This window comes from Streptomyces sp. NPDC093600 (assembly GCF_044764755.1).
Classification (GTDB): domain Bacteria; phylum Actinomycetota; class Actinomycetes; order Streptomycetales; family Streptomycetaceae; genus Streptomyces.
This window is the reverse complement of record NZ_JBIWIU010000001.1, coordinates 135,777-148,358: the sequence shown is the minus strand read 5'-3', so window position 1 is coordinate 148,358 and position 12,582 is coordinate 135,777. Positions and strand designations below refer to the sequence as shown.

Below are 12,582 nucleotides of genomic sequence, written 5' to 3'. Positions count from 1 at the left end.
GAAGGGGCCGCCCGACGTCCGTCGTGGACGTCGGGCGGCCCCTGGGCGAGCACGGTGAACGCACCGCGTGCGTCACACGGAGACCTTGTCGGCCTGCGGGGCGGGGGCTGCCGGGTCGGCCAGGAGGGCCTTGTCGCTCTTCATCACGAGGAGCGTGACGACCCCGCCGACCGCGGCGATGATCGCGGCGCCGATGAAGGCGGCCGAGAAGCCGTCGGTGAGGGCGGGCAGGTCGCCGAGCTGGTCGGCGCCCTGCGACATGGCGACGGCGGTCAGCGCGGCGAGGCCGAGCGCCGAGCCGACGTTGTAGGTGGTGTTGACGATGCCGGAGGCGAGACCGGCCTGCTCCTGCGGGGCGCCGGACATGGCGGCGATCATCGCCGGGATGTAGGCGAGGGACATGCCGAGCGCGGCGACGAGCGAGGCCGGCAGGACGTCGACGAGGAAGGTGCCGGTCGGCGGGACGGCCGCCAGCCAGACCAGACCGGCCGCGAGGACCAGCAGTCCGCCCGCGACGAGCGGCTTGGCGCCGAACCGGCCCATGAGGCGGGCGGTGATGGCCGTCATGAAGATCATCAGCAGGACGGTCATCGGGAGCAGCGCGGCACCGGACTCGAAGGCGCCGTAGTTCAGCACCTGCTGCAGGTAGAGGTTGAGGAAGTACCACATCGGGATCCAGGCGGCGCCGAGCAGCGTCATGGCCAGGTTGGCCGAGCCCAGGCGCGGGACCCGCCAGACGCTGAGCGGCATGAGCGGCTCGCGGACGGCCTTCTGGATCACGAAGAAGAGGATGAGCAGCACGGCGGCGCCGGCCAGCTGGAGGACGGTGCCGGTGGAGCCCCAGCCGACCTCGGGGGCGCGGACTACGGCGAAGACGGCGAGCGCGAGACCGGCGGTGACGGCGACGGCGCCCAGGACGTCGACGGAGCCGCGGCGGGACTCGACGTTCGGGAGCAGCTTGGTGGCGGCGAGGGTGGCGAGGCCGATCGGGATGTAGATGATGAAGACCCACTGCCAGCTCATCCACTCGGTGAACACGCCGCCGAGGAACACGCCCGCGGTGCCGCCGGCGGGGGCCGCGGCGCCGTAGAGCGCCATCGCCTTGCCGAGCTCCTTCGGGTCGTGCATGAAGAGCATCATCAGCAGCGTCATGGCGGAGGGCGCGATGAGCGCACCGCCGACGCCCTGGACGGCGCGGCCGACGATCTCGACCCAGGCGGTCTGCGCGGCGGCGGCGAGGACCGAGCCGACGATCATGACGGCCCAGCCGGAGACGAAGATCTTGCGCGCGCCGACGAGGTCGGAGAGGCGTCCGCCGAGGAGCAGCAGCCCGCCGAAGACGATGACGTAGGCGTTGAAGATCCACTGGAGCTCGCTCTGCGAGAAGCCGAGGTCCTTCTGCATCTCGGGGAGAGCGACGCCGATGATCGAGGTGTCCATGATGACCATGAACTGGGCGGCGGCGAGCACGACAAGTGCCCACCAGCGCCGGGGATTGACGGTTGACATTGCCCTGCTCCTTCTCTCGCACATACCCCTAGGGGGTACCTTCGCGGAGCACCGTAGCATACCCGTGGGGGGTATGTAAGGGCGGGATGAGGAGCGGCTTGGAAGGCGGCCTTCCGGGGCGCGGGCGGCACAATGCGCTGCATGACCGCCTACGAAGAACACGAGCGGGAGCAGGACCTCCTCGACCGCTGGACCTCGACGCTGCTGGCCGCCAGGGCGGGCCGCGAGGGCCCGGACCCGGCTCCGTACGGCCGGAACCTGCTCGCCCGCTGGGCCGAGCCGCAGCGCAGGTACCACACGGTCGACCACCTGCGGGCGGTCCTCGACCGCATCGATGAAATCCCTTCGGCGGGCGCGGAGTTGGAGCTGGTCCGGCTGGCCGCCTGGTTCCACGACGCGGTCTACCGCCCCGAGCGCTCGGAGAACGAGGAACGCTCGGCGGCCCTGGCCGAGAAGGCCCTCACGGAGGCGGGCCTCCCGGCCCGCGACGTGACGGAGGTGGCCCGCCTGGTCCGCCTCACCACCACCCACGACCCGGCCCCCGGCGACACCAACGGCGAGATCCTCTGCGACGCCGACCTCGCGATCCTGGCGACCGACCCGGATACCTACGAGGGGTATGCGGCCGCGGTCCGCGAGGAGTACGCCTTCGTCCCGGACGACGCCTTCCGCGAGGGCCGCGCGACGGTCCTGCGCCAACTGCTGGCCCTGCCGGCGCTGTACCGGACGCCGTACGGAGCGGCGACGTGGGAGGCGAGGGCGCGGCGGAACGTGGTGGCGGAGTTGGAGGGGCTGGGGGCGTAGGCGGGGCGGGGCGGGGCGGGGCGGCAACTTGACGGAGACGGCCAGGTCACGGCATCGGGCGTACCCGGGGCGGCCGGTCGGGGTGGCCCACACTCGGAGGGCGGCCGGGGGGTGGGAGGGCCAGGCGCACCCGCTTTGTTCGTGCCCGGCTCCGTACAGCGTCTGCGGGTCAGAACTGCGCGGTAGTGGTGTGGGGCGGCCGGGCTGTGCTCAGCGACTGACGGCCGGTGGGCGGTGGGGCTTCATGCCCCGCTGGTCACTGCCGGTGGGTGGAATGGGCGGGTCGGGCGAACCACAAGCGCGCCGGTGCCCGAGCCAAAGGGCGCCCGGCCCGCGCCGCATCTGCCAGAGAGTCGGGCCGCCGTCCGGGAGATGGGCATCGGCGTGGGCGAGGCCGGGCGGCCGCGCGCGCAGGCGGGCCCTGACCGAGCCGTACGTCCAGATCCGGGCGCCTCGGTCAGTGGGCGGGCTCGTCACCTTCGGCGGCAGTACCGGACGGCAGAGGGTCGACGACGAACGTTCCCAGCCCGACCTCACCCCGCGTCCAGCCTTGTTCCCGTACGTGCCGCATCGCTTTCGCCGCTGTCGCGTTCACCACGCCGAACTCCTGGGCGATCTCCAGAGTGGACGGCACACGACTTCCGGGCGGGTAGGCCCCATCCTCGATGCGTCGGATGATCTCCGCTGCGATCTGTCTCCACAGCGGCCGGGTGCGATCAAGGTCCATGGAATCAGCGTGGGTGACCACAGGTTTCTGCGCATCCGTAGATAACCGTGGATAACTACGGTTAGAGTGGCGCCCGACACAGAAACGCCCCCAGGGCGGCCGGGCAAGGGCCGCTCCCCAGGGGCTGACCGAAGAACGGAGCTTCGGCTATGCGAGACCTTATCGCCGCGCTGGTCGCCTGGTTGCCAGGCGTACTGGCGCCTGGTTCCGGGCGGCGTCGCGCAGGCGCTGCGCCCGTCACCCCCGCTTCCGTCCGGCGGACGCAAGGCGCCCGCCCGACCCGCGCCCACGCCCGGCAGGTGCAGGCTCGCGGACAGATCGCGCGGCCCCGATCCCCGTACGGGCTCGTGGAGAGGATCGACGGGGAGGGCACGGCTCTCATCCGCCCGTACCTGGTCGAGTGCGAGCGGCAGGAGGAACGCGCCCGTCAGCGGTGGCGGCGCCTCAGCCTGGTCATGGCGGCGGACTTCGGCATCGACCTGGACAGCCGGGACGTGCATGGAGCAGGGGTGGCCTGGTGAGCGAGAAGACGCCCAGCGCACCACCGCGCAAGCCCGTGCGCATGTGCGTGCGCTGCGGCCACATCACGGACACACCCGTACTCGTCGGCGAGGTGCACCAGAACTCCGGGCCCGGCTGGAACGTCTACGCGTGCCCGGAGTGCGCGCCGCACTTCCCGCCGCCGCCCGATGTGCTCGACCTTCTCCAAGGAGGCGGCGGGCACACGTCATAGTGCTGCGCTGCGGCACCGCGGATGCCGGGCCCGCCGCTGTGCGGCATCTGCGGACCGCGGTCTCCAGGCGCCCGCGCGGGAGCGTGACAGCCCCGCCCGGGCGCCTGGCGCACTCACCGCACCCCTTCGCACAGGCCCCGTCTTGCCGTCCCGCATCTCGCCGTCCCGCATAGCGAAACAGCGGCCCCGAGGGGAATGTCAGGCATAAACAACCTGTTGACCCATGTCATGCCGTCACTCGCCGCCGAGCCCACGTCACCCACGCCCGCACCCGCCCGTATGCCCCTGGCCGTCTACATCCTCGGCCTCTCCGTCTTCGCGCTCGGGACGAGCGAGTTCATGCTGTCCGGGCTGCTGCCGCCCATCGCCGACGACATGAACGTCTCCATCCCCCGCGCGGGGCTGCTCATATCCGCCTTCGCCATCGGCATGGTCATCGGCGCACCCCTGCTCGCCGTCGCCACCCTTCGGCTCCCCCGCAAGACCACCCTCGTCGCCCTGATCACCGTCTTCGGTCTCGGCCAGGTCGCCGGAGCGCTCGCCCCCAACTACGCCGTGCTCTTCGCCTCCCGCGTCGTGAGCGCCCTCGCGTGCGCCGGGTTCTGGGCCGTCGGAGCGGCCGTGGCCATCGCCATGGTGCCGGTCGGCGCCCGCGCCAAGGCGATGGCGGTCATGATCGGCGGTCTGTCGATCGCCAACGTCCTCGGGGTGCCCGCGGGCGCCTTCCTCGGGGAGCACCTCGGCTGGCGTTCCGCGTTCTGGGCGGTCGGCGCCGCCTCCGCCGTCGCGCTCGTCGGCGTCGTGACCCGTATCCCGCACATCCCCCTGCCGGAGACCAAGCCCCGTCTCAAGCGGGAGCTGGTGATCTACCGCGACCGGCAGGTGCTGCTCTCCGTCGTGATCACCGCGCTCGCCGCGGGCGGCGTCTTCTGCGCCTTCTCGTACCTCGCCCCGGTGATCACCGACGTCGCCGGCATCGACACCCGCTGGGTCTCCGGCATCCTCGGCCTCTTCGGCATCGGCGCGCTGATCGGTACGTACATCGGCGGCCGCGTCGCCGACGCGCACCTCTTCGGGGTGCTGCTCAGCGGCATCACCGCCTCGACGCTCTTCCTGGTCGCCCTGGCCCTCTTCGCCTCCAGCCCGGTCGCCACGGTCCTGCTCGCCTTCCTGCTGGGCGTCTCGGCCTTCTACACCGCCCCGGCCCTCAACGCCCGCATGTTCAACCTGGCCGGCGCCGCCCCGACGCTCGCGGGCGCCACCACCACCGCCGCCTTCAACCTGGGCAACACCGGCGGCCCCTGGCTCGGCGGCACGGTCATCGACGCGGACCTGGGCTTCGCGGCGACGGCGTGGGCGGGCGCGGCGATGACGGCCGTGGCCCTGGCGACGGTCGCACTGGCCCTCCGCCTGAGCAGGCGTACCGGCAGCAGCCACATCGTCGCCTCCTCGGCACCGAGCACGGAGGGCACCGAGAGCACGGCGGCGACGAGCATGGCCCGCGTGGACTGACCCGTCACCCCCTATGCGCCCGGATCCGCATGTCGGGATGTGTGCGACGATCATCCGTCGCACACACCCTTGGGGGGTTCATGCCAACGGCATCGGCGTCCGGAAGACGCTCCGTATCCACCGTGCTCACCTGTCTCTTCGCCGTCCTCGGCACGCTCCTGCTCCCGGTCGGGTCCGCCACCGCGCAGACCGCCACCACGCGGCCCGCCGCCGAGCAGCTCGCCGCCGAGGAGTGCGCGGCCGTCTCCGAGGGCCGGTACGCGGGTGAGTTCACCGCTCCCGGCCAGACCGCCTGCCTGGAGCTGCCCAGCCCGCAGGGCGCCCGGATCGCCGCGCTGACCTCGCGCGGCGGTGAGGGGATCGCCGTCGCCGTCGCCGTCGCCGACGCGAACGGCACCGCGCAGTGCACGGAGAGCGCGCTCTCCAACGGTTCGTGCGCCCTCACCGGCGCGGCGCCGTTCCGCGCGACGGTCCGCGCCACCGACTCCGCGGCGACCGGCTCGTACGGCGTCCACTTCGTCCGTACGGACACACCGCAGGCCGACTGCCCGGTGCTGCCCGCCGGTTCCTTCGCCGACGACACCGCCGCCGTACGGCTGGAGACCGGCGACGGCGTCTTCTCGCACTGCCTGACCATCCCGGCCGACGCGCACTCCACCGCGGAGCTGTTCCGGTTCCGGTACGCCTTCCCGGACGAGCGGGACCTGTTCCCGGACTGGGTGGTCCGCCTGGTCGACACCGACGGCAACGGCCCGCAGTCCTGCTACACCCACCCCATGCCCGGCCAGCAGCTGCGCACGGACATCCTCAGCAGCTGCAAGCTCGCCGAGGGCAAGGCGTACACCGTCCTCCTCGAAGGCCAGAACGCGCCCGCCACGCACACTCTCGTCCACCGCGACGTGACCGCCGCGGCCCAGGGCTGCGCCGCCTCCGCCGCGACCGCCATCGGTGCCCCTGCCGTCCAGGCATCCTCGGGCGAGAACGGCACGCTGCGCTGCCACCGCATCACCACCGACGCGGCGACGGACCGGCTGGTCGTCAACGCACGCGACACGGGGAACGTCACCCACACCCTCGTCATGAACGACCAGGGCGACACCCAGTGCTGGCTCGAGGCGCACGCGTGCGAGGTCACCGGCTCCACCAGCTACCAGGTCGTCACGCAGGCGCCGGAGGACTGGACCCTCCCGGAGTCGTACCGCCTCGACGCCTGGCGGGTCGCCACCGCCGCCGGGCTCGCGCCCGAGTGCCCCAGGGTCACCAGCTCGGTCGCCACCGGGTACGGCCCGGTGACCGGCACGCTCTCCGAGGAGCGCACCGCCGCGTGCGCGGTACTGCCGACCGTGGCCGGTGACCGGTTCACGGCCCATGTCACGGCCACCGACGGCGGCACGTCCACCGCGGAGCCCGCGCTCTACGGCAGCCAGGGGCAGCGCCTCACCGGCTCCACCCACCAGGCCGACGGCCAGAGCCTCTTCGTGCTCTCCCTGCCGGAGGCCACCGACCGGACCGCGTACAGCGCCAAGCTCACCTGCACCAACCAGCCGTGTGGCGCCGAGGACGCGTCGGTCGGCGCGGTGACCCCGACCAGCGCCCAGAGCGGTACGGTCGCGACGCTCACCGTGCGGGGCACCGCGCTCTCCATGGGCACCACGGTCCGGCTGTCCGGCGGCCCCGCGCCGCTGACGGCCACCACCGTCTCGGTCTCCGAGGACGCCCGGACCCTGAAGGCGACGGTGGACCTGCGCAAGGCCCCGGCCGGCACGTGGAGCGTCAGCGTCCTCGCGTACGGACGGGAGTACCCGAGCGGCTCGCTGACGGTGACTCCGCCCGCGACCGGTCTCGGCAGGTACAAGCCGATCACCCCGACCCGGCTGATGGACACCCGCAGCGGGCTCGGCGTCCCCAAGGGCAAGGTGGGCCCGGGCGGCACCGTCACCCTCCAGGTGACGGGCAAGGCGGGCATCCCGACGGCCGGGGTCACCGCCGTCGTTCTCAACGTCACCGCCACCGCCCCGACGGCGGGCAGCTTCGTCTCGGTCTACCCGGACGGGACGACCCGCACGAGCGCGTCCAACCTCAACTTCACGGCGGGTCAGACGATCCCCAACCTCGTCGTCGTACCGGTCGTCAACGGCAAGGTCAGCTTCTACAACCGCGCCGGATCGGTCGACCTCCTCGCCGACGTGGCCGGTTACTACACGACGGACGGCACCGGCTCCACGTACCAGCCGATCACGCCCACCCGGCTCATGGACACCCGTAGCGGTCTCGGCGTCCCCAAGGCCAAGGTCGGCCCCGCCGGCACCGTCACCCTCCAGGTGACGGGCAGGGCGGGCATCCCGGCGACCGGGGTCACCGCCGTCGTCCTCAACGTCACGGCCACCGGCCCGACGGCGGGCAGCTTCGTCTCGGTCTACCCGAACGGCACCACCCGCACGAGCGCGTCCAACCTCAACTTCACGGCCGGTAAGACCATCCCGAACCTGGTGGTCGTCCCCGTCGTCAACGGCAAGGTCAGCTTCTACAACCACGCGGGGTCGGTCGACCTCCTCGCCGACGTCGCCGGTTACTACACGACCGACGGCACCGGCTCCACGTACCAGCCGATCACGCCCACCCGGCTCATGGACACCCGTAGCGGTCTCGGCGTCCCCAAGGCCAAGGTCGGCCCCGCCGGCACCGTCACCCTCCAGGTGACGGGCAGGGCGGGCATCCCGGCGACCGGCGTCACCGCCGTCGTCCTCAACGTCACCGCCACCGCCCCGACGGCGGGCAGCTTCGTCTCGGTCTACCCGAACGGCACCACCCGTACCAGCGCGTCCAACCTCAACTTCACCGCGGGCCAGACGATCCCCAACCTCGTCGTCGTACCCGTCGTCAACGGAAAGGTCAGCTTCTACAACCGGGCGGGGACGGTCGACCTCCTCGCGGACGTGGCCGGTTACTACACGTCGTAGCGCGGGAGGCTCTCCCCAGGCGCCGGCCGGCCCTTCGGCCGGCGCAGTCCCGCCTCCGTGATCCTTCGTACGAGCTCCTTGGAGCCGACCTCGATCGCGCCCGCCGCCACCGCGTCCGCGTACCGGTCCGACGGGATGTCGTAGTGGTCGCGTTCGAAGGCGCGGGGCGGGGCGCCGATCGAGGCGGCGAAGGCGTGGAGCTCCTCGTGCGAGACATCGCTGACGAGGTGCGACCACATGCGCCCGTGGCCCGGCCAGGTCGGCGGATCGATGTACAGGGCCATGTCAGCCCCTCACCGCGCCGAGCGCCGCCATCCCGCGCGCCCTCGCCGCCGTCACATGCGGCGCCGCCCCACGCGCCCCCGCCCCGCCCGGCGCCGTCACTTCAGCCCGCCGACCGGGGCCACGACCACGCCCGCCTTGCCGCAGACCCAGTGCGGGTCCGGGCCCAGTTCCGGTTCGACGTCCAGCGCGTGCGGGTCGCCCGACGAGCAGACCGGGCAGAGCGGCCAGCGGCCGTACCGCTCCAGGAGCGCGTCCTGGACGTCCTGCGCGACCAGCCCCGCGACGTACGTGATGCCCTCGGGCCACTGCTGGGCCCACCAGCGCCGGTGCGTCACCGCGTCCTCGACCATCGAGACGACCTCGGCCGCGGCCACCTCGCGCGCGGCCAGATCGGCGAGGACCCGGGCACGGGCGGTATGCAGGGCCTGCTCCAGAGGGTCGATGTCGTCCATGGACTCATTGTCACCCCACCAGCCTCACCGGCGAAGGCGCCCACCGCATCCGGTGGCGGACGAGGTCTTGACGCTCCCTGGGCCCGAAAATATCTTTCAGGTGTGACCAATGACGTGAAGGAAAGTTTCACCAGCGGCGCCAGAGCGTCCGTACCGGGCCCGTCCGCGCCCACCGGGGGCGGCGGCTCCGGCCCGCACGGAGCGCCCGCGCCCGCCGCCCTCGCGGCCAAGGTGCGCACCCTCGCGCCGTCCATGACCCGCTCCATGCAGCGGGTCGCCGAGGCCGTCGCCGGCGACCCGGCCGGCTGCGCCGCGCTCACGGTCACCGGTCTCGCCGAGCTCACCGGTACGAGCGAGGCGACCGTCGTCCGCACGGCGCGCCTCCTCGGCTACCCCGGCTACCGCGACCTGCGCCTCGCCCTCGCCGGCCTCGCCGCCCAGCAGCAGTCGGGACGGGCCCCGTCCGTCACCGCCGACATCGCCGTCGACGACCCGATCGCCGACGTCGTGGCCAAGCTCGCCTACGACGAGCAGCAGACCCTCGCCGACACCGCGGCCGGACTCGACACCGTCCAGCTCGGCGCCGCCGTCACCGCCCTCGCCGGCGCCCGCCGCATCGACATCTACGGCGTCGGCGCCTCCGGCCTCGTCGCCCAGGACCTCGGCCAGAAACTCCTGCGGATAGGGCTCCTCGCCCACGCGCACAGCGACCCGCACCTCGCCGTCACCAACGCCGTACAGCTGCGCTCCGGCGACGTCGCCATCGCCATCACCCACTCCGGGTCGACCGGCGACGTCATAGAACCGCTGCGCGTCGCCTTCGACCACGGCGCCACCACGGTCGCGATCACCGGCCGCCCCGACGGCCCCGTGACGCAGTACGCCGACCACATCCTCACCACCTCCACCGCCCGCGAGAGCGAACTGCGCCCCGCCGCCATGTCGTCCCGTACGAGCCAACTCCTGGTGGTGGACTGCCTGTTCACCTGCGTCACGCAGCGTACGTACGAGACGGCGGCCCCCGCCCTCGCGGCCTCGTACGAAGCGCTCGCCCACCGGCACTCCCCCCGCACCCGCTGAACGTCCACAGCACCGAAAGAGCAGCACGTGTCTTCTACGTACTCCGAGCTTCAGGCGCAGCTGGCCACCCTCACCACCGAGGCGTTCCGCCCGGAACTGGCCGAGATCGACCGGCTTCCCACCGCCGAGATCGCCGCGCTGATGAACGGCGAGGACCGGACCGTCCCCGCCGCCGTCGCCACCCAACTGCCCGTCATCGCCGCCGCCATCGACGCGACGGCCGAACGGATGGCCCGCGGCGGCCGGCTGATCTACGCCGGCGCGGGCACGGCGGGCCGGCTGGGCGTCCTCGACGCGAGCGAGTGCCCTCCGACCTTCAACACCGACCCGGCGGAGGTCGTGGGACTGATCGCGGGCGGCCCGACGGCGATGGTGAAGTCGGTCGAGGGCGCCGAGGACTCGCGCGAGCTCGCCGCCGGTGACCTGGCGGAACTCGGCCTGACCGCCGACGACACGGTGGTCGGGATCTCCGCCTCCGGCCGTACGCCGTACGCCGTCGGCGCCGTCGAACACGCCCGCGCGGCGGGCGCGTTGACCATCGGCCTGTCCTGCAACGCCGACAGCGCCCTTGCGGCCGCCGCCGAGCACGGCATCGAGGTCGTCACCGGCCCCGAACTCCTCACAGGATCCACCCGGTTGAAGGCGGGCACGGCCCAGAAGCTGGTCCTCAACATGATCTCGACGATCACGATGATCCGGCTCGGCAAGACGTACGGAAACCTCATGGTCGACGTCCGCGCCTCCAACGAGAAGCTCCAGGCCCGCTCGCGGCGGATCGTCTCCCTCGCCACCGGCGCGCCCGACGAGCAGATCGAGGCCGCGCTCGACGCCGCCGACGGCGAGGTGAAGACCGCGATCCTGATGATCCTCGCCGGCATCGACGCCGAGGCCGCCGGCCGGCGCCTCACCGACTCCCACGGCCATCTGCGCGCGGCGCTGCACGCCCCGGCCGGCTGAGCGCTCCTCTCCCCCCACCCCCGCACAGCGAGGCACGACCGCACATGAGCACAGACGACAAGAACCGCGCCATCGCCGCCGCGATCCTCCCGCTCGTCGGCGGCGCGCGGAACATCGACTCCGTGGCCCACTGCATGACCCGGCTCCGGCTGGGGCTGCGGGACCGCTCGCTCGTCCAGGACCAGGCGCTGCGGGCCCTGCCCGCCGTCCTGGGTGTGGTGGAGGACGACACGTACCAGATCGTCCTCGGCCCGGGGACGGTGGCGCGGGTGACGCCGGAGTTCGAGGCGCTGGTGGCCGCGGCTGCCGTCCCGGATCTGGCGTCGCGAGGCGCGGCGATCAAGGCGTCCCAGAGGGAACGCAACGCCACCCCCTTCAAGCTCTTCCTCCGCCGGATCGCGAACATCTTCGTGCCGCTGATCCCCGCCCTGATCGGCTGCGGCATCATCGCCGGGCTCAACGGCCTGCTGACCAACCTCGGTCTGCTTCCCGCCGTCACCCCCGCGCTCGCGGCGATGGCGAGCGGCTTCATGGCGCTGATCGCGGTCTTCGTCGGCTACAACACGGCGAAGGAGTTCGGGGGTACGCCGATCCTCGGGGGCGCGGTCGCCGCCATCATCGTCTTCCCGGGCGTCGCGAAGATCGACGCGTTCGGCCAGACGCTCTCGCCCGGCCAGGGCGGCGTGCTCGGCGCGCTGGGGGCGGCGGTGCTGGCCGTGTACGTCGAGAGGTGGTGCCGCCGCTGGGTGCCGGAAGCCCTCGACGTCCTGGTCACGCCGACGCTCACGGTCCTGGTCTCCGGCCTGGTCACGCTCTTCGGCCTGATGTTCGTCGCCGGTGAGGTCTCCACCGCCATCGGCGACTTCGCCGACTGGCTGCTCGCGCACGCGGGCGCGGGCGCGGGTTTCGTCCTCGGCGGGCTGTTCCTCCCGCTGGTGATGCTGGGCCTGCACCAGGCGCTGATCCCGATCCACACCACGCTCATCGAGCAGCAGGGCTTCACCGTCCTCCTGCCCATCCTCGCGATGGCGGGCGCGGGCCAGGTCGGCGCTGCGATGGCCGTCTACGTCAAGCTCCCCCGCAACGGCTCCATCCGCCGCACCGTCAGGTCCGCCCTGCCGGCCGGCCTCCTCGGCGTCGGCGAGCCCCTGATCTACGGCGTCTCGCTCCCCCTCGGCCGCCCGTTCGTGACGGCCTGCGTCGGCGGCGCGTTCGGCGGCGGCTTCGTCGGCCTCTTCAACATGCTGGGCGACAAGGTCGGCTCCACGGCCATCGGTCCGTCCGGCTGGGCCCTCTTCCCGCTCCTGGACGGCAACGCGGGCGTGGGCGGGACGATCGCGATCTACGCGGGCGGCCTGCTGGTCGGCTATGCGACGGGCTTCGTGGCGACGTACTTCTTCGGCTTCAGCCGGGCGCTCCTGGAGGAGTTCGACGTGGAGACGGAACCGGAGCCGAAGCCGGAGGCCGCGCCGGCCACCACGGGCCCGCCTGCCCAGGAACCGGCGAAGGTCTGACACACGCCACGGCGAGGGCCGCCCCCGGCACGGAGCCGGAGGCGGCCCT

At 72.6% G+C, this 12,582-nt stretch carries 12 protein-coding genes; 8 read left to right on the top strand and 4 right to left on the bottom strand.

Going from position 1 to position 12,582, the window contains the following annotated elements:
• Nucleotides 1-72: 72 nt before the first annotated feature.
• Nucleotides 73-1,509 (bottom strand): MFS transporter, encoded by a 1,437-nt coding sequence (locus ACIRB4_RS00755; protein ID WP_403287624.1) that lies wholly within the window; start codon nt 1,507-1,509, stop codon nt 73-75.
• 141 nt (nt 1,510-1,650) lie between these two features.
• Between ACIRB4_RS00755 and ACIRB4_RS00750 the strand changes: the two genes are divergently transcribed.
• Nucleotides 1,651-2,313 carry a hypothetical protein gene (locus tag ACIRB4_RS00750; protein ID WP_403287623.1) on the top strand — a complete coding sequence of 221 codons (663 nt, stop codon included), beginning with the start codon at nt 1,651-1,653 and terminating at the stop codon, nt 2,311-2,313.
• Between the two features lie 457 nt (nt 2,314-2,770).
• Here ACIRB4_RS00750 and ACIRB4_RS00745 read toward each other — a convergent pair whose 3' ends face one another.
• Nucleotides 2,771-3,040 carry a GntR family transcriptional regulator gene (locus ACIRB4_RS00745; protein ID WP_403287622.1) on the bottom strand — a complete coding sequence of 90 codons (270 nt, stop codon included), beginning with the start codon at nt 3,038-3,040 and terminating at the stop codon, nt 2,771-2,773.
• Nucleotides 3,041-3,387: 347 nt separating this feature from the next.
• Here ACIRB4_RS00745 and ACIRB4_RS00740 point away from each other — a divergent pair, with 347 nt between their 5' ends.
• The 4 genes from ACIRB4_RS00740 to ACIRB4_RS00725 all read left to right on the top strand — a co-directional run bounded on the left by ACIRB4_RS00740 (nt 3,388) and on the right by ACIRB4_RS00725 (nt 8,245).
• Complete coding sequence (locus tag ACIRB4_RS00740) at nt 3,388-3,561, top strand: hypothetical protein (protein ID WP_403287621.1); 174 nt, start codon at nt 3,388-3,390, stop codon at nt 3,559-3,561.
• The gene (locus tag ACIRB4_RS00735; protein ID WP_403287620.1) at nt 3,558-3,773 is read left to right on the top strand and encodes a hypothetical protein; all 216 of its coding nucleotides are present in this window, start codon (nt 3,558-3,560) and stop codon (nt 3,771-3,773) included. Before ACIRB4_RS00740 ends, ACIRB4_RS00735 begins: the two co-directional genes overlap by 4 nt.
• A 279-nt stretch (nt 3,774-4,052) precedes the next feature.
• On the top strand, nt 4,053-5,285 hold the full coding sequence (locus ACIRB4_RS00730) for a Cmx/CmrA family chloramphenicol efflux MFS transporter (RefSeq protein ID WP_403288626.1): 1,233 nt from the start codon (nt 4,053-4,055) through the stop codon (nt 5,283-5,285).
• A 122-nt stretch (nt 5,286-5,407) separates the two neighbouring features.
• Nucleotides 5,408-8,245, top strand: a complete 2,838-nt coding sequence (locus ACIRB4_RS00725) for a hypothetical protein (protein ID WP_403287618.1) — start codon at nt 5,408-5,410, stop codon at nt 8,243-8,245.
• Here ACIRB4_RS00725 and ACIRB4_RS00720 read toward each other — a convergent pair.
• Together ACIRB4_RS00720 and ACIRB4_RS00715 are read right to left on the bottom strand one after the other, a co-directional pair.
• Nucleotides 8,233-8,529: a DUF4031 domain-containing protein gene (locus ACIRB4_RS00720; protein ID WP_403287617.1), complete on the bottom strand. Its 297-nt coding sequence runs from the start codon at nt 8,527-8,529 to the stop codon at nt 8,233-8,235. The genes ACIRB4_RS00725 and ACIRB4_RS00720 overlap by 13 nt on opposite strands.
• Before the next feature lie 96 nt (nt 8,530-8,625).
• Nucleotides 8,626-8,982: a hypothetical protein gene (locus tag ACIRB4_RS00715; RefSeq protein WP_403287616.1), complete on the bottom strand. Its 357-nt coding sequence runs from the start codon at nt 8,980-8,982 to the stop codon at nt 8,626-8,628.
• A gap of 102 nt (nt 8,983-9,084) precedes the next feature.
• Between ACIRB4_RS00715 and ACIRB4_RS00710 the strand changes: the two genes are divergently transcribed.
• From ACIRB4_RS00710 to ACIRB4_RS00700, 3 genes are read left to right on the top strand one after another with little or no spacing between them, the layout of a single operon-like run.
• Nucleotides 9,085-10,062 (top strand): MurR/RpiR family transcriptional regulator, encoded by a 978-nt coding sequence (locus ACIRB4_RS00710; RefSeq protein ID WP_403287615.1) that lies wholly within the window; start codon nt 9,085-9,087, stop codon nt 10,060-10,062.
• Between the two features lie 27 nt (nt 10,063-10,089).
• The gene (gene murQ / locus ACIRB4_RS00705) at nt 10,090-11,019 is read left to right on the top strand and encodes an N-acetylmuramic acid 6-phosphate etherase (RefSeq protein WP_403287614.1); all 930 of its coding nucleotides are present in this window, start codon (nt 10,090-10,092) and stop codon (nt 11,017-11,019) included.
• 44 nt (nt 11,020-11,063) lie between these two features.
• Nucleotides 11,064-12,533 carry a PTS transporter subunit EIIC gene (locus ACIRB4_RS00700; RefSeq protein ID WP_403287613.1) on the top strand — a complete coding sequence of 490 codons (1,470 nt, stop codon included), beginning with the start codon at nt 11,064-11,066 and terminating at the stop codon, nt 12,531-12,533.
• Nucleotides 12,534-12,582 lie beyond the last annotated feature (49 nt).

Bases quoted from the DNA above. Each gene is read 5' to 3' on its own strand.
- ACIRB4_RS00745 (WP_403287622.1), bottom strand. From the start codon at position 3,040: ATGGACCTTGATCGCACCCGGCCGCTGTGGAGACAGATCGCAGCGGAG.
- ACIRB4_RS00700 (WP_403287613.1), top strand. From the start codon at position 11,064: ATGAGCACAGACGACAAGAACCGCGCCATCGCCGCCGCGATCCTCCCG.
- ACIRB4_RS00720 (WP_403287617.1), bottom strand. From the start codon at position 8,529: ATGGCCCTGTACATCGATCCGCCGACCTGGCCGGGCCACGGGCGCATG.
- ACIRB4_RS00750 (WP_403287623.1), top strand. From the start codon at position 1,651: ATGACCGCCTACGAAGAACACGAGCGGGAGCAGGACCTCCTCGACCGC.
- ACIRB4_RS00755 (WP_403287624.1), bottom strand. From the start codon at position 1,509: ATGTCAACCGTCAATCCCCGGCGCTGGTGGGCACTTGTCGTGCTCGCC.
- ACIRB4_RS00730 (WP_403288626.1), top strand. From the start codon at position 4,053: ATGCCCCTGGCCGTCTACATCCTCGGCCTCTCCGTCTTCGCGCTCGGG.
- ACIRB4_RS00715 (WP_403287616.1), bottom strand. From the start codon at position 8,982: ATGGACGACATCGACCCTCTGGAGCAGGCCCTGCATACCGCCCGTGCC.